Below are 19,857 nucleotides of genomic sequence, written 5' to 3'. Positions count from 1 at the left end.
CCACTACTGGTGGGTAGCTCTGTGCCGGTCGACAGGACCGCCCGCCGGGCCTCACGGGGAGCCTCACGCCGGGCCCGGCCGCGCCGGGAGGTCCCCGTCCCGGCCGTGTAACGGAGGGCGCCCCGGGGCGTAACACGGCCGAAGCACGCTGAAACGCATGCAGACCACCTCGACGCCCACCCACTGCCCGTACTGCGCCCTGCAGTGCGGGATGAATCTGTCGCCCCTGCCCAGTGGAGGCGTCGAGGTGACCGAGCGGACGGACTTCCCCGTCAATCGTGGCGCGCTGTGCGGCAAGGGCCGTACGGCGCCGGCGGTGCTCTCGTCCCGGGTGCGCCTCACCTCCCCGTTGGTGCGCTCCGGGGGTACGCTCGTGCCCGCCACCTGGGACGAGGCACTCGACCGGATCGCCGAGGGACTCGGCCGCACCCGGGCGGAGCACGGCCCGGACGCGTGCGGCGTGTTCGGCGGCGGCGGGCTGACGAACGAGAAGGCGTACGCGCTCGGCAAGTTCGCGCGGATCGTGCTCGGCACCTCGCAGATCGACTACAACGGGCGCTTCTGCATGTCGTCGGCGGCGGCCGCGGGCATGAAGGCGTTCGGTCTGGACCGGGGGCTGCCGTTCCCCCTGGAGGACATTCCGAGGACGGGCTGTGTGATCCTCGTCGGATCGAACCTCGCGGAGACGATGCCGCCCTCGCTGCGCTACCTCACCGAGCTGAAGGAGAACGGCGGCACGCTGATCGTCGTCGACCCGCGCCGCACGCGGACGGCCGAGCAGGCGGACCTGCACCTGGCCCCGCGGCCCGGTACCGATCTCGCGCTGGCGCTGGGCCTGTTGCACCTGGTCGTCGCCGAGGGCCGCACCGACGAGGCGTACATCGCCGAGCGCACCAGCGGCTGGGAGGAGGCGCGGGCCGCGGCCATGGCGCACTGGCCGGAGTACGTGGAGCGGATCACGGGCGTGTCCGTTCCCCAACTGCGCGAGGCCGTACGGCTGTTCTGCGAGCCGGAGTCCGCGATGGTGCTCACGGCGCGCGGGCCCGAGCAGCAGTCCAAGGGCACCGACACCGTGGGCGCGTGGATCAACCTGTGCCTGGCGACGGGCCGTCCGGGCCGGCCGCTGTCCGGCTACGGGTGCCTGACCGGGCAGGGCAACGGGCAGGGCGGGCGCGAACACGGCCAGAAGGCCGACCAGTTGCCCGGCTACCGCAAGCTGGTCGACCCCGAGGCGCGACGGCACGTCGCCGAGGTGTGGGGTGTGGACCCGGACTCGCTGCCGGGCCCGGGACGGAGCGCGTACGAGCTGCTGGACGCGCTGGGGACGGACATCAAGTCGCTGCTGCTGATGGGCTCCAACCCGGTGGTGTCGGCCCCGCGCGCGGCCCACATCGAGGACCGTATCCGCTCGCTGGACTTCCTGGCCGTGTGCGACGTCGTGCTCTCGGAGACGGCGGCCCTCGCGGACGTGGTGCTGCCGGTCACCCAGTGGGCCGAGGAGACGGGCACGACGACCAACCTGGAGGGCCGTGTACTGCTGCGCCGCCAGGCGATCACCCCGCCGGAGGGCGTCCGCAGCGACCTGCACGTCCTGCACGAACTGGCCGCCCGCCTGGGCGCGGAAGGCCTGGAGAAGGGCTTCCCGACGGACCCGGCGGAGGTCTTCGAGGAGCTGCGCCGGGCCAGCGCGGGCGGCGCCGCCGACTACTCGGGCATCACCTACCGGAGGCTGGCGGAGGAGAACGGGGTGTTCTGGCCGTGCCCGGCGGACGGTCGTACGGGCACCGGCTCAGGTGACGGTGAGGACGCCTCGCTCGACGTCCTGCCCGACGACCCGAGCACCGACACCGCCGTGCACCCCGGCACCCCCCGCCTCTTCCTCGACCGGTTCGCCACGGAGGACGGCCGGGCCCGGTTCGTCCCCGTCTCGCACCGCGCGATCGCCGAGGAGCCGGACGACGAGTACCCGGTCCTGCTCACCACCGGGCGCGTGGTCGCCCAGTACCAGTCCGGTGCGCAGACCCGGCGCGTGGAGGAGCTGAACGCCGCCGCGCCCGGCCCGTTCGTCGAGCTGCACCCGCGGCTGGCCGAGCGGCTCGGGGCGGCCGAGGGCGACCCGGTGGCCGTGGTCTCCCGGCGCGGTCGCGCGGTGGCCCCCGCCCGTATCACCAGCGCCATCCGTCCCGACACGGTGTTCATGCCGTTCCACTGGCCGGGCGAGGGCCGCGCCAACACCCTGACCAACCCGGCGCTCGACCCGACGTCCCGCATGCCGGAGTTCAAGGCGTGCGCGGTGCGGGTGGAGGCGGTACGGGGCTGACGCTCGCCTCGCGGGTCGCCCCGGGCGGTTCTCGGACGGTTCGCCAGTCTCCGCTCTCGATGAGCCTGCCGCGGGTTCGCAACCGGGCGGCGATGGTGGGGGCGGCCACGTACACCCAGGCCCGTACGAGGGTGCCGTCCGCGCGGGCCACCTCCCTCGCCACCCGCTCGTAGAGGTTGCGGGGGTCGCCCGGCGCGTAGTCCTCCAGGCGGTCGAGGGCGCGGAGCAGCGCGTCGTACGCCTCGGGGCGCGCGGTCACGACCTCCCCGGTGACGGCACCGCCGGGCTCCTCCACGGCGTACGGGTAGCCGGGGCCGTCGTACAGCACGAGCCCCTGCATCAGGGCCGGTTCCTCGGACTCGGTACGGCCGCGCAGGAAGAGGTCGTGGTTGTGCTCGCCGGGGCGGAGGGTGCCGTAGACGAAGAACGGCAGCACGGCCATGGTCCCTCTCCCTTTCCCGTCCGCTTCCCGTCCGGTTTCCCGTCCGTGTGAAGGCCTTCGCAGAAACGATTCTCACCCCTCACGGACCCTCCCCCTCCACCCCCTGGACGCTAGATGTCATGAGCACCTAAAACTGAGCGGATCGGCGGTCGCCGCATACTCCCCACCCCTTCCCTAGGAGATCGATGCGCATTCGAGGTTCCCGTCCCGCCACCGCCGGTATCGCCGTGGCGACCACCGCGCTCCTGGCCACGGCACTCACACCGGGCGCGGGCGCGGCCGACAGGCCGACCCGGGCGGAGGCGGTCGACAACGCGGCGGAGGTCCTGGCGGACCGGGCCGCCGCCCTGGGCCTCGGCGCCGCACAGGGCACGACGGTCCGGGACGTCGTCGTGGACACGGACGGCGGCCAGCACGTGCGCTACGACCGGACGTACCGTCAGATCCCGGTGCGCGGCGGGGACTTCGTGGTCCACCTCGCGCCGGACGGCACCTACCGCGGAGTGAACCGGGCCACGACCCGGGCGATATCCGTCCCCACCACGACCCCCTCCGTCACGGCCCCCAAGGCCGCGGACCTCGCCGCCTCGGCCCTGCGTGCCGTGAACCTCGGCGAGACGCTGCGCAAGCTGACGGCGAAGCCCCGCCTCGTGGTCGACGCCCTGCACGGCGCGCCGAAGCTGGCGTGGGAGACCGACGCGGTGGCCCAGGACGCGCGGGGCAACCCGGTCGCCCGCACCGTCGTCACCGACGCCCTCACGGGCCGGCAGATCGACGCGTGGGACAGCATCGAGACGGCGAGCGGCGACGGCCGGTCGCTCTACGGCGGCACGGTTCCGCTCCAGACCACGCCGTCCGGCTCGGCGTACCAGCTCAAGGACCCGACGCGCGGCGACACGTACACGGGTGACGCGGAGAACAGGACGGACCTCTGCGTCCTGGGGATCTGCGTGAACCGGGCGCCGGCGACGGTGTTCACGGACTCCGACAACCACTGGGGCACGGGCGACACGTCGTCCCGCGCCACGGCCGCGGTCGACGCGCAGTACGGCACCGACGTGACCTGGGACTACTACAAGAACGTCCACGGCCGCGACGGCATCGCGGGCGACGGCAAGGGCTCGTTCAACCGCGTCCACTACGGCAGCGACTACAACAACGCCTTCTGGGACGACACCTGCTTCTGCATGACGTACGGCGACGGTGACGGCTCGACGTTCGGGCCGCTGGTGTCGCTGGACGTGGCGGGCCACGAGATGACGCACGGCGTCACCTCGCACACGGCGGACCTGACGTACTCGGGCGAGCCGGGCGGCCTGAACGAGGCGACGTCGGACATCTTCGGCACGCTGGTGGAGTTCCACGCGGACAACGCCTCCGACCCCGGTGACTGGCTGATCGGGGAGAAGGTCGTCCGCCCGGGCCTCGGCAGGCCGGCGCTCAGGTACATGGACCAGCCGTCGAAGGACGGCGACTCGGCGGACTGCTGGAGCTCGTCGGTCAAGGACCTGGACGTCCACTACTCCTCGGGCGTGGCGAACCACTTCGCCTACCTCCTCGCCGAGGGCAGCGGCCCCAAGGTCATCGGCGGCGTGCGGCACAACGGCACGACCTGCGACGGCGCGTCGGTCACCGGCATCGGCAAGGACAAGCTGGGCGCGATCTGGTACCGGGCGCTGACGGTCTACATGACGTCGTCGACGAACTACGCGGGCGCGCGGACGGCGACACTGAACGCGGCGAAGGACCTCTACGGTTCCGGCAGCGCGGAGCAGAACGCGGTGGCGGCGGCCTGGAGCGCCGTCTCCGTGGGCTGAGCTGACGCCGACGTCAGCGGTTCACGGGCGCCCCGCTCAGGAGAGCGGGGCGCCCGAACGCTTTCTGCCCTCAGACCCCCGCCCGCCATCCCAGCGCCGGGCCCAGGCGGGTCGCGAGGTCCGTCAGGATCTGGACGTAGTCCTCGTGGTCGAAGGTGAAGGGGAGGGCGAAGGCCACCTCGTCGATCTCCCGGAACGCGGCGTGGGCGTAGAGCCGTTCCGCTATCTCCTCGGAGGTGCCGACGAGGTCCGGGGCGAACATCATGCGGGCCGGGCCCTGGGGGGTGGTCGTGCGGGGGGTGCGCTTCGCGGCGTACTCCTCGTACTTGGCACGCTGGTCGGGTGTCGCACTGTCCGTGGGGATGACCACCAGGCCCTGGGAGACGCGGGCGGCGTCGCCGTCGGGGTGGTGGGCGCGGAACGTGCGGACGTGGCTGAGCTGTATCTCGGCGAAGTCCTCGGACTCCTCCGCCTTCACCACGCTGCTGGTCAGCAGGTTCATCCCGTGCTCGCCGGCCCACCGGGCCGACCTCAGGCTGCCGCCGCCGTACCACATGCGGCGGCCGAGGCCCGGTGAGTGCGGCTGGACACGGTCGCTGAAGACCTCGAAACCCTCCACGCCGCTGAAGTCCGTGGCCGGCTTGCCCCGGACGAGGTCCAGCAGGCGGCTGACCCTCTCGTAGCTGAAGTCCTCCGAGTCCGCCGTGTCGGGGTACAGGGCCTGCTTCACCTGGTCGTAGTGCATCGGCGGGCCGACGCTCACGCCCGGGTTGAGGCGGCCGCCGGAGAGGAGGTCCACCGTCGCCAGGTCCTCGGCCAGGCGCAGGGGGTTCTCCCAGCCCAGGGGCGTGACCGCGGTGCCGAGTTCGATGCGGTGCGTGCGCTGGGAGGCCGCGGCGAGGACCGCCACCGGGGACGAGATGCCGTACTGGAGGTGGCGGTGGCGCAGCCACGCGCTGTCGAAGCCGAGGCGCTCGCCGAGTTCGATGATCTCCAGGGTGGACTCGTGACCCCGGCGCGGATCGGCCTCGTCGAACAGTCCGATGGTCAGGAAGCCCAGCTTCCGCAAGGGGTGTGAGGGCAGCGGCACGGGGCCTCCTTGATCAGTACCTCATCTCCTGAGTACCTCAAGCCGCCGCCCTCCCGGTCTGTTCCCTCAGCCCCCGTACGGCCGTGCCTCCTTCGCCTCCCGCAGGGCCCTCCCCCACCAGGCCAGCTGGTCCAGCATCACCTTCGCCGCCGCGTCGGGGGCCGACGGGTCCTTCAGGCGGCCCAGGTCGTCGAAGGACCCGTGCGCGTTGTGGAAGGAGACCGTGTCGCGGACCGTGATCGCGTGCAGTTCGGCGAAGACCTGGCGGAGGTGTTCGACGGCGCGGAGGCCGCCCGAGAGGCCACCGTAGGAGACGAGGGCCACCGGTTTGGCGCGCCACTCGTGGAAGTGCCAGTCGACGAGGTTCTTGAGGGCGGCCGGGTAGGAGTGGTTGTACTCGGGTGTCAGGACGACGAAGGCGTCCGCGGCCGACAGCTTCGGGGTGACGGTGGCGAGCGCCTCGGTCGCCTCGGGTGAGGGCGAGAGCGTCGTCGGCAGCGGGACCTCGGCCACGTCCACGACGTCCGCCTCGAAGTCGTCGCGGGAGCGGAGGTGGCCGAGCAGCCAGTCGGCCACCACGGAACCGAAGCGGCCCTCGCGGTTGCTGCCGATGACGAGGGCCACACGGACGGGGGGTTCCCCGGGGGCCGGGGTGAGGGCGTCGGTGGTGCGGACAGGGGTGCGTTCGGCGCGTTCGGCGCCTGCGGTGGTCTTCATGGGCCACACCTTCGTACCTCAACTTTCCTTGAGGTCAAGTCACCGTCAGAGGGCGGCCCGGCGGACCGCGGGTCACCCGTTCACAGGCCCGCGCCCCGACGTGCCCGATTCAAGTGCCACCACCCGCGCCGCACGCCTGTGACCTGCCCAAACGCCGCGCTTCTCCGGTTCCGGACCCTCTCTCCTGACACCCGTTCACATCATTTCTGACATTCCGTCAGCAAGCGCCGGGTGCCTGGGACCCCTTACCTCGGTAGGGCAGGGCGCGACTGACGCAGCGACACACGGGAGTGTCGCGGGCGTGCCCTCGTGGAGGAGCAACCACGATGCGACATACGTACGGGCCGCGTGCCTTCCGACTGTGGTCCGCCCGCCTGCGCGCCGCCTGCCTGCGCGCCTGCCGGCTGCCGGCCGGTGTCGCGCTCGCCGTCGTCGCCGCGGGTCTCGTCGCCGTGCCCGCGTACGGCGTGGGGGCGGCGGGACCTACGGCGGGGGCGGGACGGCTGGACGTGCACCCCGGGAGCGCCGCCCCGGGCGCCGAGGTCACCGCCTCCACGGCGGCCTGCGGTGCGGACGGCACGGCACAGGGTGACGCGAACTCGGTCGGCGGGGGCACGTTCGCCCTCGCGCCCGGCACTCCGTCGGGGAACGCCACAGGACGGTTCAGGGTGCCGCCGAGCGCCCAGCCCGGGACGTACGAGATCGTCGCGCGGTGTTCCGACGGCCGCACGGAGATGGCCGGTGACCTGGTGGTCACGCTCACCGCGGCCGACGAGCGGACGCACCCGAGGGGAAGTGTGAAGACGGGGGTCGGCGGCGCGCTCGGCCCGGACCCCGTGCAGACCGCGGCAGGCGTGGCGGCCCTGGCCGTCGCCGCCGCGGGCGGTACCTGGCTCCTGCATCGCCGGGTGAGAGGCGAGGGGATCTGACGGGCACCCTCCGCTGCCCGTCCGCGGTACCGCCGAACCCCTCCCCTCCGGGCCCCGCCCCTCGGCCCGGAGGGGAGGCACACGTACGAACACACCGGGGTCGCGCGACTAGGGCCTGTCTGACAACTCGCGAGGCAGACGGGAATTGTCAGACAGGCCCTAGCGCCACCGGGCCGGAAAGGAACGGGAACCGTGCGCGGGATCGCCGACACCGCCATAGCGGGCGTCACCGTGGGCGCCCTCTGCTGCGGCGCGTGGCTGCTGCGCGGCGGCGTCGAGCACGGCGCGCCACCACAGCCGTCGGCGGCCCAGGCCCGCACCCCCTCCGGGCAGGAGGTGCAGGCCGCGGTGCCCGCGCTGCCGCCGTCGTCCCCCGAGCGCGTCCGCATCCCCTCGATCCGGGTGAACGCCCCCCTCACGGGCCTCGGTCTCACCCCCACCGGCAGCCTCGACGCCCCGCCGGCGACGGAGGAGAACCTCGTCGGCTGGTACGAGGCCGGCGCCACCCCCGGCGAGAAGGGCACCGCGATCGTCGCGGGGCACGTGGACACCGCGGAGGGACCCGCCGTCTTCTACCGGCTGGGAGCGCTCGCAAAGGGCGCCCGTGTCGAGGTCGGACGACGGGACGGCACCGTCGCGCTGTTCTCCGTCGACGCCGTGGAGGTGTACGACGCGCGCGGCTTCCCCGACGAGAAGGTGTACGGCGCCGCCGGCCGCCCCGAGCTGCGGTTGATCACCTGCGGCGGCGGCTACTCCCGGCAGACCGGCTACCGGGGCAACGTGGTCGTGTTCGCCCACCTCACCGGCGTACGCCCGGCCGGTGCGCGGTGATGGTCACGCCACCCACTGCTGGTACGCCAGGTTCGCCACCAGCGCGAACACCACCACCAGCAGCACGACCCGCACGTAGGCGCTGCCCCTCTTCAGCGCGGTGTGCGCGCCCACCGTGCCGCCGACCAGGTTGAACACGGCCATCAGCGCCGCCAGCTGCCAGTACACCGTGCCCTTCCAGGCGAAGGTCGCGAGGGCGCCCGCGTTGGTACAGCAGTTGACGATCTTGGCGGTGGCGGAGGCGGTGACGAGGTCGAGGTGGAGTACGGCGGTGAGGGCGAGCACCAGGAACGTGCCCGTGCCGGGGCCGACCATCCCGTCGTAGAAGCCGATACCGACGCCCGCCAGCCCGATCGCGGCCAGGACGCGCCGCGCCGAGACGGGTCCGGTGGCGGGGGCCGTGCCGAAGGCGGGGCGCAGGATCACGAAGGTGCCGACCGCCAGCAGGACGACCATGACGACGGGCTTGAGCACCTCCGTGCTCATCAGGGCCGCGACGAACGCCCCGGCGGTGGACCCGGCGAGCGCCCCGAGCCCGATCCGCACCGCCACCGAGACGTCGACGGGCGTCCTGCGCGCGTACGTCACGGCCGCGCCCGTCGTGCCGACGATGGCCACCGCCTTGTTGGTGCCGAGCGCGTACTGGGCGGCGGACGACGAGTTCGGCAGCCCGAGCAGCAGCACCGGCAGCAGCAGGAGCCCGCCGCCGCCCACCACGGCGTCGATCCATCCGGCCGCGAGGGCGGCGAGGCACAGCAGGACGACCATGGTCAGCGGTATGTCGGGCATGATCGGGACCCTACGGACGGGATACATGCGTCGTCCACGAATTTGAGCGTTCGCTGAGCTCTCCGGGGGCCCGGCGGGGTCCGGAGGGGCCTTGCCGGAGACGGCTGAGGATCGAAAACGTATCCAAAGCGCCTGACCAGGTGATTCACTCGCCCTCACAGCCACCACCGGGCCGCCGGAAACTGCTCACATCCCGTCGGGCCCCGCGCTGAGGGCAGCGTTCCTCGCGGGAAACAGACGTGATGCGGTCGGGTAACACCGGCATCGCACGCTCGGTGTCATGACCTCGAATACGCGTGTGGTGGTGATCGGCGCCGGCCTCGCGGGCGTACGTCTCGCCCGGCGGCTCGGTGAGCTCGGTGTGCCCGCCGTCCTCGTGGGCGAGGAGGAGCACACCCCGTACAACCGTGTGCTGCTCGCCGACGTGCTGGCCGGACGGTACACGCCCGAGGTGATCGCCCTTCCGGCGCCCGCGGCCATCACGCGCGGCCGGGTCACCGGCATCGACCGCGCGGCCCGCGAGGTGGCCCTGGCGGACGGTTCCGTGATCGCATACGACACGCTCGTCCTCGCGACCGGCTCGAACCCCGTGCTCCCCGCGCTGCGCGGACTGTTCGACCCCGAGCGGCACGAACTGCCCGACGGCGTCCACGCGTTCCGCACGATGGACGACTGCCTGGGACTGTCGAAGGCCGTACGGCCCGGCGCGAAGGCCGTCGTCATCGGCGGCGGCCTCCTCGGCGTCTCCGCCGCCCGCGCCCTCGCCCAGCGCGACGCCCAGGTGGTGCTCGCCCAGCAGGCCGAGCGGCTGATGGAACGTCAGCTCGACCCGTCCGCCTCGAAGCTGGTACGGCGTCACCTGACGGACCTCGGCGTCGAGGTGCACACCGAGTCGCGTGTGCGGGGCGTCCGCTGCGTCGGCGGGGCCGTACGGTCCGTGGAGATGGCCGACGGCTACGCGCTCGACGCCGACATCGTCGTCCTCGCCTGCGGGGTCCACCCGCGTGTGGGTATCGCCGAGCAGGCGGGGCTCGCCGTCCACAAGGGCGTCATCGTCGACGACGAGCTGCGCACCTCCGACCCGCACATCCGCGCCATCGGCGACTGCGCCCAGCACGACGGCCAGGTCTACGGCCTCGCCACCCCCGCCCTCGAACAGGCCGACGTGCTCGCCGAGCTCATCGCCGACGAGGCCGGGGCCGGCGGCGACGCGGCCGCCCGCTACACCGGCACCCGCGCGCTCACCCGGCTCACGCTGGCCGGACAGGACTTCTTCGACCTCGCCGCGTTCGGCGAGCCGGAGCCCCGCCCCGGCGACGACGTCATCCAGCTCGCCGACGCCACCCGGGGCACCTACCGCAAGGTCGTCGTCCGCGACGACCGCCTGGTCGGCGGGGTGCTCGTCGGCGAACTCGGCACGGTCGGCGCGCTCGCCCGCGCCTGGGAGGGAGCAGAGCCGCTCCCCGACAACGGCCCTCTGCTCCACCTGCTCACCAATGATGGAGGCTCCTGATGTCCACGACCCCCACGATCGTGCTCGTCGGCCACGGCATGGTCGGCCAGCGCTTCCTCGAAGCGCTCGCCGAGCGCGGCCTGACCGCCACGCACCGCGTGGTCGTGCTCTGTGAGGAGCCGCGTCCGGCGTACGACCGCGTCGCCCTCACCTCCTACTTCTCGGGCAAGACCCCCGAGGAACTGTCCATGACGGACATGGAGTTCATCGCGACGCACGGCATCGAGCTGTACGTCGGCGACCCGGCGGAGTCCGTCGACCGCGAGTCCCGCAAGGTCACCGCCCGGTCCGGCCAGGTCTTCGAGTACGACGTCCTCGTCCTCGCCACCGGCTCGTACCCCTTCGTGCCGCCGGTCCCGAACAAGGACGCCGAGGGCTGCTTCGTCTACCGCACGATCGAGGACCTGCTCGCGATCGAGGAGTACGCGAAGACGAAGGCACGGGTGGGCGCGGTCGTCGGCGGCGGTCTGCTCGGCCTGGAGGCCGCGGGCGCTCTGAAGGGCCTCGGACTGACCAGCCACATCGTGGAGTTCGCGCCGCGCCTGATGCCGGTGCAGGTCGACGAGGGCGGTGGCGCGGCCCTGCTGCGCACCATCGAGGACATGGGCCTGAGCGTCCACACCGGCGTCGGCACGCAGGAGATCGTCGTCGGCGAGGACGGCGCCGTGACCGGTATGAAGCTGTCCGACGGCTCCGAACTCGCCACCGACATGGTGGTGTTCTCCGCCGGTGTCCGTCCCCGCGACCAGCTCGCCCGCGACTGCGGTCTGACCGTCGGCGAGCGCGGCGGCATCACGGTCGACGAGCAGTGCCGCACGGTCTCCGACCCGCACGTCTTCGCGATCGGCGAGTGCGCGCTGGCCTCCGACGGCCGGGTGTACGGCCTGGTGGCCCCCGGTTACGAGCAGGCCGAGACGGCCGCGGCGACCATCGCCGAGGACGAGTCCGCCTTCACCGGCGCCGACCTGTCCACCAAGCTGAAGCTGCTCGGTGTCGACGTGGCGTCCTTCGGTGACGCGCACGGCGCGACCGAGGACTGCCTGGACGTCGTGTACTCCGACTCACGGTCGGGCCTGTACAAGAAGCTGGTCATCGGCCGCGACGGCACGCTGCTCGGCGGAATCCTGGTCGGCGACGCGGAGGCGTACGGCACGCTGAAGGCCTTCACCGGTTCCGTCCCGCCGGTCTCGCCCGAGTCGCTGGTGCTGCCCGCCGGCGCCGGGGAGTCCGTCCAGCTCGGCCCGGCCGCGCTGCCGGACGACGCGATCATCTGCTCCTGCAACAACGTCCGCAAGGGCACGATCCGCGAGGCCGTCACCGACCACCAGTGCACCACCGTGCCCGAGGTGAAGAAGTGCACCAAGGCCGGTACGACGTGCGGCAGTTGCGTCAAGGTGCTCGGCCAGCTGATCAACGCCGAGCTGGAGGCCAGCGGCGTCGAGGTCGACAAGGGCCTGTGCGGCTGCTTCTCGCAGACCCGCGAGGAGCTGTACGAGATCGTCCTCGCCCTGCGCATCAACACCTACCAGCAGCTCCTTGACCGCTACGGCCGTGAGGGCGCCCGCGGCGGCGACGGCTGCGAGATCTGCAAGCCCGCGGTCGGCTCGATCATCGCCTCCCTCGCCCCGACGATCGGCGCGAGCGGCTACGTCCTGGAGGGCGAGCAGGCGGCCCTGCAGGACAGCAACGACCACTTCCTCGCCAACCTCCAGAAGAACGGCTCGTACTCGGTCGTCCCCCGCATCCCAGGCGGTGAGATCACCCCCGAGGGCCTGATCGTCATCGGCGAGATCGCCCGCGACTTCGGGCTCTACACGAAGATCACCGGCGGTCAGCGCATCGACATGTTCGGCGCGCGGGTGGAGCAGCTCCCGCTGATCTGGATGCGGCTGGTGGACGCAGGCTTCGAGTCCGGCCACGCGTACGGCAAGGCGCTGCGCACGGTGAAGTCCTGCGTGGGCTCCACCTGGTGCCGCTACGGCGTCCAGGACTCCGTGCGCATGGCGATCGACCTGGAGCTGCGCTACCGGGGCCTGCGCTCCCCGCACAAGCTGAAGTCGGCGGTCTCCGGCTGCCAGCGCGAGTGCGCGGAGGCCCAGTCGAAGGACTTCGGCGTGATCGCCACGGCCAACGGCTGGAACCTGTACGTCGGCGGCAACGGCGGCGCCACCCCGCGCCACGCGGACCTGCTGGCCCAGGACCTCTCCGACGCCGAACTCGTCCGCCTCATCGACCGGTTCCTGATGTTCTACATCCGCACCGCGGACCGGCTGGAGCGCACGTCGGTGTGGCTGGAGCGGATCCCCGGCGGCCTGGACCACGTCCGGGACGTGGTCGTGCACGACTCGCTGGGCATCTGCGAGGAGCTGGAGTCCCTCATGGCGGCCCACGTGGCGAACTACGCCGACGAGTGGGCCACGACCATCAACGACCCGGAGAAGCTGGCCCGGTTCGTGTCCTTCGTGAACGCGCCGGACACCCCCGACCCGGTCGTCGGCTTCGTCCCCGAGCGCGACCAGATCAAGCCCGACCTGCCGCTGTTGTCCATCGGCATGCGACCCGCCGAAGAAGTCCTGGAAGGAAGCGCCCAGCGATGACCCTGGCTCCCGAGAAGACCGATCTGACGATCGAACTGCGGCTGGACGGCGACAGCGACGCCTGGTTCGCCGTCTGCGACCTGAAGGCGCTGCTCCCGGGCCGCGGTGTGGCGGCCCTGCTGCCCGACGGCCGTCAGGCCGCGCTGTTCATGGACCGCGCGGGCAAGTTGTACGCCATCGACAACCGCGACCCGTTCGGCGGCGCCGCGGTCCTCTCCCGCGGCCTCACCGGCACCCACCAGGGCCGCCCCTTCGTCGCCTCCCCGCTCCTGAAGCAGCGCTTCGACCTGGAGACGGGCCAGTGCCTGGACGACGAGACGGTGCGGGTGGCGACGTACGAGGTGCGGGCGCAGTGACGGTGCGGTGACCTCGGGCGCACTGCCCTGGGGACGGCCCCGTTCCCTGCCGGCCCGGAACTCCAGAGCCGCGGAGTTCCGGGCCGGACCTGTGTGGTCAGCGGGTCGTCCGCCCCGGTTGTTCAGGGGGTCGTCCGCCCAGGTTGTTCAGGGGGTGGTCCCCCCCGTTGCTCAGCGGGTGGCCTCCAGTGGTCTCGGGGGCCGGTGCTCCGGGACCGGGGTGCCGGGCCGGTTCTGGTTCGGAGCGCACGGGAGGTGGACCACCGCGTCGAGGCCGCCGCTCGGGGCGGGGCGCAGGACGGCCTCGCCGCCGCTCGCGTGGGCCAGGCGCTGGACCAGGGCGAGCCCCAGGCCCGTACCGCCCTTGGGGGCGTCGGGGGCGCGCCAGAAGCGGTCGAAGGCGCGACGGCGCTGTTCCTCCGTCATGCCGGGGCCCTCGTCCATGACGTGCAGCTCGACCCGGCCCGGGCCGGTCGCGCGGTGGTGCGGGAAGGCGCCCCCGAACCGGCGTTCGTGAGGTGTCGGGCGGCGCAGGTCGATGAAGACGGTGGAGGCGGGCGGAGACACGCGCAGCGCGTTGGAGAGCAGGTTGTCCAGGATCTGCTCCACCGCCCCGGGCACCGCCAGCACCTGGCCCGCGTAGTCGCCCGCCAGCGCCAGCGCCACGCCGTGCTGCTCGAACAGCGGGGTCCAGGCGCGGTGCCGTTCCGCGCACACCTGGCCCACGTCCACCCGCTCGCGCTCGGCGGCGCTCTCGTCGAGCCGCGCCATCGCGAGCAGTCCCTCGACCATGCGGGCCAGCCGGTCGGTCTCGGTCATCGCCGCGGTGAGGCTGCCCCGGGCGTGCAGGGCGATGTCGGGCTCCAGGTTCTCCAGGCGCAGCCGCAGCGCCGCGAGCGGGGTCTTGAGCTGGTGGGAGGCCTCGCCGGCGAAGGCGCGCTGGGAGGCCAGGAGGTGTTCCAGGCGGGCGGCGGTGCGGTTGAAGGTGGCGGCTAGGCTGCGTACCTCCGGCGGCCCCTTGGTGATCGCCACCGGCCTCACCGCTCCCGTGTCGGCCAACTCGTACGTGGCGAGCTCCAGTTCCCGGATGGGGCGGCCCGTCCAGCGGGCGATCGCGAACCCGACGACGGCCACCGCGGCGAGGACCGCGAGGCCGCCCAGGACGAGCAGCAGCCACATGTGCTGGACGCGTTCCGTCACCGTCCGGGTCGGCACGGTGATGCGCACGGCGCCCTGTTTCTCCGCGCCGTGGGTGACCGGCGCCGAGATCGCGATGTACTCGACGCCGCCGATGGTGGAGGTGCGCACGTCCGCCGTGGAGGTGCCCCGGAGCGCGGCCGCGATGCCGGGCCGTGAGGCGAGGCTGCCGGAGTCCGCGTCGGGTACCGGGTGGGAGGTGGCCAGCAGTTCACCGGACTGGTTGACGATCAGCACCATGCCCCCGATGCGCGCGGCACAGTGGTCCGCCCGCGTGGGCAGGTCCTGGGCCGCGGTGCCGGCGGTGATGGACAGCGAGGCGTACGCCGACACCGACTCCGCCTCGTCCTTGGCCGCGTTGATCACCCGCTCCAGTTCGCCCCGCGAGTACACGAAGCCCAGCGGGATCTCCAGGCAGAGCAGGACCAGCAGGGTGAGGCCGAGGTAGCTGAGCAGCAGGCGCCTGGTCATCGATACGCCGCCTGCGGCCCCGGCGCCGGGTAGGCGGTGGTGGGCCGCGTGTGCACCGCCAGGCGGAACCCGACCCCGCGCAGGGTCTGGATCCACGCCGGGTTCCCCAGCTTCCGCCGCAGCGTGGCCACGTGCACGTCCAGTGTCTTGGTCGGGCCCTCGTAGTGCGGGTCCCACACCCGGTCGAGGATCTGCTGCCGCGAGTACACGGCGCCCGGGTCCTCGGTGAGCAGCGCCAGCAGCTCGAACTCCTTGGGCGTCAGCGCGACGGGCGAGTTCCCCACCCACACCTGCCGCGTCCTGCGGTCCACGACGAGCGGCCCGGCGGCCTCTCCGGCGGCGGCCTCGGGGGGCGGTGCGGTATCGAAGGCGGGGTCGGGGGCCTCGAAGGCTCGGGGCGTGTCGTACGACCGGGGGGACGGGGCTTCGGCGGTGCCGGGCGACTCGAAGGAGCGGGTGGTGTCGAAGGAGCCGGTGCGGTCGTAGGAGGGGGTCGAGTCGTGGGAGCCGGTGGTGTCGAAGGAACCGGTCGCGTCAAAGGAACCCGTCGGGTCGCTGGAGCCGGTCGCGTCGTAGGAGCGGGTCGTCCCGAAGGAGCCGGTCGCGTCGTAGGAGCGGGTCGAGTCGTGGGAACCGGTGGTGTCGAAGGAACCGGTCGCGTCCGAGGAACCGGTCGCGTCAAAGGGTTCGTACGAGGGGGAGGACGACGACGGCGTGGGTGACGCGGCGCCAGGATTCCCGGTGAACGACTCACTGGCGAACGACTCACTGCCGAAGGTACCGCCGCCGGCGGATCCGCCGCCGAAGGACTCGCGCCGAGGCGACTCGCCCCCGAAGGACTCACCGGAGAACGAATCCCCCGTCCGCGACCAGGATTCGGCTCCCCGAGAGCTCGACGCCCCGCTCGCCCGGTCCCCCGCGTCGTGCGCCCCCGCCGCCGGCTCCGGCCCGGAGCTCGGGGCGGCGTCCGACGGGGAACGCGTCCGCGTGGGGGTCCCGAACGGCTCGGTGCCGGACCCCGTGGAGCCGAACCCGCCGCTGCCGGCCGGCCCGTAGCCATCCGCCCCCGCGAACTGCCCGGTCGGCGCGCCGCGTTGCGTCCGCCGGGTCACCGCACGGACACGTGCCACCAGCTCGCGCATGCTGAATGGTTTCGGCAGGTAGTCGTCCGCGCCCAGTTCGAGGCCCAGTACGCGGTCGGCCTCCTCGCCCCGCGCGCTGAGGATGATGATCGGGACGTCGGAGGTCTGCCGGATGCCACGGCAGACGTCGATACCGTCCATGTCCGGCAGGCCCAGGTCGAGCAGCACGACATCGCCGTACGGCCCCCTCAGCCCCTCGGTGCCGGTGCCGACGTGGTTCACCGCCAGCCCGAAGTGGCCCAGACCCTCGGCGAGCGGTTCGGCGATCGTCTGGTCGTCCTCGATGAGCAGCACTCGTACGCCCATGCCATCCCGTCTCTCCGTGAACCGTCAACGCACCCACGCATCCGGACAGCATGAATTCCGTTGCCGTGGAGTGGACACGCTACAAGAACCGTCAATGGTACGTCGCGCGGATCCGGTCAATGTGAGCAGCCGCTCAAAAACCGTCTGGACGTCGGCTGTTGACGTTCCCTTAGGGTTTCTCTGGGGCAGCCGCACAAAGTCTGGGCCATTCCTGGCCGCGTTTTAGTGTTCCCCTAACCTTCGTCTGGCAGTCGCTGTTCTACGGTGAGGGAGACCCGGTCGAACCCCACCCCTGACCATCCCCTGACCTGGTCGAATACCGCGTCAAGGCTGGCCGGAGGCCCTGTCGGGCGCCATGCCGGACGTGTGCCAGACGTATGCCAGACGTATGGCGGACGTATGGCGGACGCGGTGCGAAACCCCTGCCGGGAGGAACCGTGAAGGCATTACTGGACCACGCCCGCTCGCTCAAGCGAAGGGCCGACTTCGAAAGCGGCGAATACCGGAAACTGGCCGAGGGTCAATATCCCGAGGCGCTGTTCATTACCTGCTCGGACTCACGGGTCGTACCCGCCCTGATCACGGGCGCAGGGCCCGGAGAAATATTCGAGCTGCGGAACGCCGGCAATATCGTTCCGCCCTGTGGACAGCCCGGCGCGTCGGGCGAGGCCGCCACCATCGAGTACGCACTGGAGGTGCTCGGCGTTCAGGACATCGTCGTGTGTGGCCATTCCCACTGTGGCGCGATGGGCGCCCTCAAGTCCGGTGACGACCTGTCGGCGCTGCCCGGCGTGGACGCGTGGCTGGATCTCGCCCGCCCGCGCCTCGCGCCGCTGATCGACGGAAGCCCGGCCGACCCGTCGCTGTCCGACGTGGTGCAGCTCAACATCGTCAACCAGCTGGCCACACTGCGGACTTACCCGGCGGTGACGCAGCGGCTCGACTCGGGGCGGCTGCGCCTGCACGGCTGGTACTACGAGGTGGACACCGGCCAGGTGCACGAACTGGACGAGGACGGCCTCTTCCGGGTGCACGCCGTATGAGCGGCACGCACGGGAGGCACGCCCGGCCCCGCGACACGGGCGGGGAAGGCTCGGGCCCCAGGATCTGGATGAACGGCACGGGACAGCGGCAGGCGGGCTCCGATCCACAGGACCCGTGGGCCGGGGTCCCCGACGAATGGGTGCCCGCCACCGCCAGCTCGGCGCCCTCGACGCCCTCCGCGCCCCAGGACGGCTGGGGAGCGCCCCAGGACGACTGGAGCACTCCCCCGGCACCCCCGCGCCACGACGCGTGGGCGACCCCGCCCCCGCCCAGCCGGCCACCCGGGCCGCCCCGGCCGGGGCACGCGCCGGCCGACGGCTCCAAGGGGCCGAGGCCGCGCACGGGCCCCAAGGCGCCCAACCCACCCGGCCCCGGACTGCTCTCGAAGCTCTCGAAGCTGTCGAAGGGCGACAGCTCCTCCCCCTCCTCCCCGTCCTCCCCGTCCTCCCCGTCCTCCCCGTCCTCCCCGTCCTCCCCGTCCTCCCCGTCCTCCAAGGCTCCCAAGGGCGACCTGGCCACCGAGATCACGGCGTCCCTCGTCGTCTTCCTCGTGGCCCTCCCCCTGTGCATCGGCGTGGCCGTGGCGTCCGGCGTCCCCGCCGAGCTGGGCATCATCTCCGGTGTCGTCGGCGGTCTGGTGGTCGGCGCACAGCGGGGCAGCACCCTCCAGGTCAGCGGTCCGGCCGCCGGTCTCGCGGCCCTGGTCGCCGAGACCGTGATGGAGTTCGGCGTGGCCATGCTCGGGGTGATCGTGCTCTTCGCGGGCATCCTGCAGATCGTGCTCGGCCTGATGAGGATGGGGCGGTTCTTCCAGGCGATCTCCCTGGCCGTCGTCCAGGGCATGCTCGCGGGCATCGGTCTGCCGCTGATGTTCAGCCAGGCGTACCCGGCGGCCGACGCCAAGGCCCCCGGCACCCCGATCGAGAACATGGCCGGTGTGCCCGGCCTGATCGCCGACACCGTGTCGAACCCCCAGACCATGATCGCGGCCGGACTCGCCGTCCTCACCGTCGTCCTCAGCTTCATGTGGAAGAAGGCGCCGGCCCCGATCAACAAGATCCCGGCGGCGCTGGTCGCCGTGGGCATCGGCATCGCGGTCGCCTCGCTCCCCGGCGTGGAGGTGAAGACACTCCAGGTCGGCAACCTGCTGGCCTCCGTCGACGTCCCCGGCCCGGAACAGTTCGCGGGCCTCGCGGACCCGGGCATCATCACCGCGATCCTCACCTTCACGGTGATCGCCTCGGCGGAGTCCCTGTTCACGGCCGCCGCGGTGGACCGCATGCACGACGGTCCGCGCACCCGCTACAACCCCGAGCTCATCGCCCAGGGCGCCGGCAACACGGTGGCGGGCCTCCTCGGCGCGCTGCCCATCACGGCGGTGGTGGCCCGCAGTTCGGCGAACGTCCAGGCGGGCGCCAAGACCCGTATGTCCCGTACTCTGCACGGCCTGTGGCTCCTCGCCTTCGCGCTGCTCCTCCCCCAGGTGCTGGCCCTGATCCCGATCTCGGTCCTCGCGGGTGTCCTCATCCACAGCGGCTGGAAGCTGTTCGCGCCCGCCGAGTTCCCGAAGATGTGGCGCCAGGACCGGGGCGAGTTCGCGGTCATGACGCTCACCACGCTGGTCATCGTCGCGACGGCCCTGCTGGAGGGCGTGCTCATCGGCCTGGCCGCCGGCATCGTCCTCGCCGCCGTACGCATGTCCCAGACGGTCATCAAGCAGCACATCGAGGACGACACGGCGAAGGTGGTGATGGCGGGCAACGCGACGTTCCTGCGCCTCCCGCAGGTCATCGAGGCACTGGAGGCCGCCGCCGAGTCCGGCAAGCCGCGCATCCGCCTCGACCTCACCGGTGTGACCCACCTGGACCACGCCTGCCGCAGCCAGGTCGAGGAGTTCACGACCCAGCAGCGCGGCAAGGGGCTGCGCGTGGAACTGCTGATGCCGGGCCCGGCCAAGCACGCCGCCACCGGCCGGCAGGCGGCCGACCCCCAGGCCGGTCCGCAGGGGCAGCCCACCGCGCCCCGTACCGGTCCCCTCCCGCCCCACCCGGACGAGGCCCCCACGCCGAGCCCAACCGCCGAGTGGTTCTACCTGGACACCCGTCCCATGCCGGACGAGTACGCGGAGAGGTACGCCCAGGGGTTCGCCTCCCGCTGAGGGAGCACCCCGGCACCCAGGACGGCTGCACGACAGCGGTGGCCCCGGCGCAGGTCGCGCCGGGGCCACCGTTTCGTACTGCTTCTCCCGCGGGAGCCACCCGTCAGGTGCCCGTGGCGCCGACCCCTCGTAGGCTGA

15 protein-coding genes and 1 pseudogene are annotated in these 19,857 nt (G+C 72.3%); 9 read left to right on the top strand and 7 right to left on the bottom strand.

Annotated features, from left to right (window positions below; genetic code table 11):
* Window positions 1–157 precede the first annotated feature (157 nt).
* Window positions 158–2,320 (top strand): molybdopterin oxidoreductase family protein, encoded by a 2,163-nt coding sequence (locus tag ACZ49J_RS02350; RefSeq protein WP_467447353.1) that lies wholly within the window; start codon window positions 158–160, stop codon window positions 2,318–2,320.
* Here the strand turns inward: ACZ49J_RS02350 and ACZ49J_RS02345 are convergent.
* Window positions 2,280–2,762: a gamma-glutamylcyclotransferase family protein gene (locus tag ACZ49J_RS02345; protein ID WP_467447352.1), complete on the bottom strand. Its 483-nt coding sequence runs from the start codon at window positions 2,760–2,762 to the stop codon at window positions 2,280–2,282. The genes ACZ49J_RS02350 and ACZ49J_RS02345 overlap by 41 nt on opposite strands.
* A gap of 185 nt (window positions 2,763–2,947) precedes the next feature.
* On the opposite strand from ACZ49J_RS02345, the gene ACZ49J_RS02340 reads away from it, so the two are divergent.
* A complete protein-coding gene (locus ACZ49J_RS02340) occupies window positions 2,948–4,579 on the top strand; it encodes a M4 family metallopeptidase (protein ID WP_467447351.1) in 1,632 nt (543 codons plus the stop codon).
* Window positions 4,580–4,649: 70 nt separating this feature from the next.
* On the opposite strand, the gene ACZ49J_RS02335 is transcribed toward ACZ49J_RS02340, so the two are convergent.
* Together ACZ49J_RS02335 and ACZ49J_RS02330 are read right to left on the bottom strand one after the other, a co-directional pair.
* Entirely contained in the window at window positions 4,650–5,669 is a 1,020-nt protein-coding gene (locus tag ACZ49J_RS02335; protein WP_467447350.1) for an LLM class flavin-dependent oxidoreductase, read from the bottom strand.
* 66 nt (window positions 5,670–5,735) lie between these two features.
* Entirely contained in the window at window positions 5,736–6,386 is a 651-nt protein-coding gene (locus tag ACZ49J_RS02330; protein ID WP_467447348.1) for an NADPH-dependent FMN reductase, read from the bottom strand.
* A 326-nt stretch (window positions 6,387–6,712) separates the two neighbouring features.
* Between ACZ49J_RS02330 and ACZ49J_RS02325 the strand changes: the two genes are divergently transcribed.
* Together ACZ49J_RS02325 and ACZ49J_RS02320 are read left to right on the top strand one after the other, a co-directional pair.
* On the top strand, window positions 6,713–7,315 hold the full coding sequence (locus ACZ49J_RS02325; protein WP_467447347.1) for a hypothetical protein: 603 nt from the start codon (window positions 6,713–6,715) through the stop codon (window positions 7,313–7,315).
* A 192-nt stretch (window positions 7,316–7,507) separates the two neighbouring features.
* Window positions 7,508–8,146: a class F sortase gene (locus ACZ49J_RS02320; protein ID WP_467447346.1), complete on the top strand. Its 639-nt coding sequence runs from the start codon at window positions 7,508–7,510 to the stop codon at window positions 8,144–8,146.
* A gap of 3 nt (window positions 8,147–8,149) precedes the next feature.
* On the opposite strand, the gene ACZ49J_RS02315 is transcribed toward ACZ49J_RS02320, so the two are convergent.
* A complete protein-coding gene (locus ACZ49J_RS02315) occupies window positions 8,150–8,935 on the bottom strand; it encodes a sulfite exporter TauE/SafE family protein (protein ID WP_467447344.1) in 786 nt (261 codons plus the stop codon).
* 280 nt (window positions 8,936–9,215) lie between these two features.
* Here ACZ49J_RS02315 and ACZ49J_RS02310 point away from each other — a divergent pair, with 280 nt between their 5' ends.
* The 3 genes from ACZ49J_RS02310 to nirD are packed head-to-tail and all read left to right on the top strand — an operon-like array spanning window position 9,216 to window position 13,401.
* Window positions 9,216–10,448, top strand: a complete 1,233-nt coding sequence (locus tag ACZ49J_RS02310; protein ID WP_467447343.1) for an NAD(P)/FAD-dependent oxidoreductase — start codon at window positions 9,216–9,218, stop codon at window positions 10,446–10,448.
* Entirely contained in the window at window positions 10,448–13,045 is a 2,598-nt protein-coding gene (nirB, locus tag ACZ49J_RS02305) for a nitrite reductase large subunit NirB (protein WP_467447342.1), read from the top strand. The genes ACZ49J_RS02310 and nirB overlap by 1 nt, the downstream gene beginning before the upstream one ends.
* Window positions 13,042–13,401 (top strand): nitrite reductase small subunit NirD, encoded by a 360-nt coding sequence (nirD, locus tag ACZ49J_RS02300; RefSeq protein ID WP_467447340.1) that lies wholly within the window; start codon window positions 13,042–13,044, stop codon window positions 13,399–13,401. Before nirB ends, nirD begins: the two co-directional genes overlap by 4 nt.
* Window positions 13,402–13,572: 171 nt before the next feature.
* Here nirD and ACZ49J_RS02295 read toward each other — a convergent pair whose 3' ends face one another.
* The 3 genes and pseudogenes from ACZ49J_RS02295 to ACZ49J_RS02285 form a co-directional block, all read right to left on the bottom strand.
* The gene (locus ACZ49J_RS02295) at window positions 13,573–15,069 is read right to left on the bottom strand and encodes a sensor histidine kinase (protein ID WP_467447339.1); all 1,497 of its coding nucleotides are present in this window, start codon (window positions 15,067–15,069) and stop codon (window positions 13,573–13,575) included.
* Window positions 15,066–15,353: a winged helix-turn-helix domain-containing protein gene (locus ACZ49J_RS02290; protein ID WP_467447688.1), complete on the bottom strand. Its 288-nt coding sequence runs from the start codon at window positions 15,351–15,353 to the stop codon at window positions 15,066–15,068. The genes ACZ49J_RS02295 and ACZ49J_RS02290 overlap by 4 nt, the downstream gene beginning before the upstream one ends.
* Before the next feature lie 797 nt (window positions 15,354–16,150).
* Window positions 16,151–16,517, bottom strand: a pseudogene (locus ACZ49J_RS02285) (response regulator transcription factor); the annotation flags it as partial.
* Between the two features lie 437 nt (window positions 16,518–16,954).
* Between ACZ49J_RS02285 and ACZ49J_RS02280 the strand changes: the two are divergent.
* Both ACZ49J_RS02280 and ACZ49J_RS02275 read left to right on the top strand, forming a co-directional pair.
* Complete coding sequence (locus ACZ49J_RS02280; protein WP_467447338.1) at window positions 16,955–17,560, top strand: carbonic anhydrase; 606 nt, start codon at window positions 16,955–16,957, stop codon at window positions 17,558–17,560.
* 68 nt (window positions 17,561–17,628) lie between these two features.
* Window positions 17,629–19,719, top strand: a complete 2,091-nt coding sequence (locus ACZ49J_RS02275; RefSeq protein WP_467447337.1) for a SulP family inorganic anion transporter — start codon at window positions 17,629–17,631, stop codon at window positions 19,717–19,719.
* The last annotated feature ends 138 nt before the right edge of the window (window positions 19,720–19,857 follow it).

The organism is Streptomyces sp. NPDC030840 (genome assembly GCF_055572015.1).
This window is presented reverse-complemented; position numbering and strand designations above follow the sequence as displayed.

What these genes read in the sequence shown, in the direction of transcription:
- ACZ49J_RS02315 (WP_467447344.1), bottom strand. Translation starts at nt 8,935, where the DNA reads ATGCCCGACATACCGCTGACCATGGTCGTCCTGCTGTGCCTCGCCGCC.
- ACZ49J_RS02295 (WP_467447339.1), bottom strand. Translation starts at nt 15,069, where the DNA reads ATGACCAGGCGCCTGCTGCTCAGCTACCTCGGCCTCACCCTGCTGGTC.
- nirB (WP_467447342.1), top strand. Translation starts at nt 10,448, where the DNA reads ATGTCCACGACCCCCACGATCGTGCTCGTCGGCCACGGCATGGTCGGC.
- ACZ49J_RS02345 (WP_467447352.1), bottom strand. Translation starts at nt 2,762, where the DNA reads ATGGCCGTGCTGCCGTTCTTCGTCTACGGCACCCTCCGCCCCGGCGAG.
- ACZ49J_RS02350 (WP_467447353.1), top strand. Translation starts at nt 158, where the DNA reads ATGCAGACCACCTCGACGCCCACCCACTGCCCGTACTGCGCCCTGCAG.
- ACZ49J_RS02325 (WP_467447347.1), top strand. Translation starts at nt 6,713, where the DNA reads ATGCGACATACGTACGGGCCGCGTGCCTTCCGACTGTGGTCCGCCCGC.
- ACZ49J_RS02275 (WP_467447337.1), top strand. Translation starts at nt 17,629, where the DNA reads ATGAACGGCACGGGACAGCGGCAGGCGGGCTCCGATCCACAGGACCCG.
- nirD (WP_467447340.1), top strand. Translation starts at nt 13,042, where the DNA reads ATGACCCTGGCTCCCGAGAAGACCGATCTGACGATCGAACTGCGGCTG.
- ACZ49J_RS02330 (WP_467447348.1), bottom strand. Translation starts at nt 6,386, where the DNA reads ATGAAGACCACCGCAGGCGCCGAACGCGCCGAACGCACCCCTGTCCGC.
- ACZ49J_RS02310 (WP_467447343.1), top strand. Translation starts at nt 9,216, where the DNA reads ATGACCTCGAATACGCGTGTGGTGGTGATCGGCGCCGGCCTCGCGGGC.
- ACZ49J_RS02340 (WP_467447351.1), top strand. Translation starts at nt 2,948, where the DNA reads ATGCGCATTCGAGGTTCCCGTCCCGCCACCGCCGGTATCGCCGTGGCG.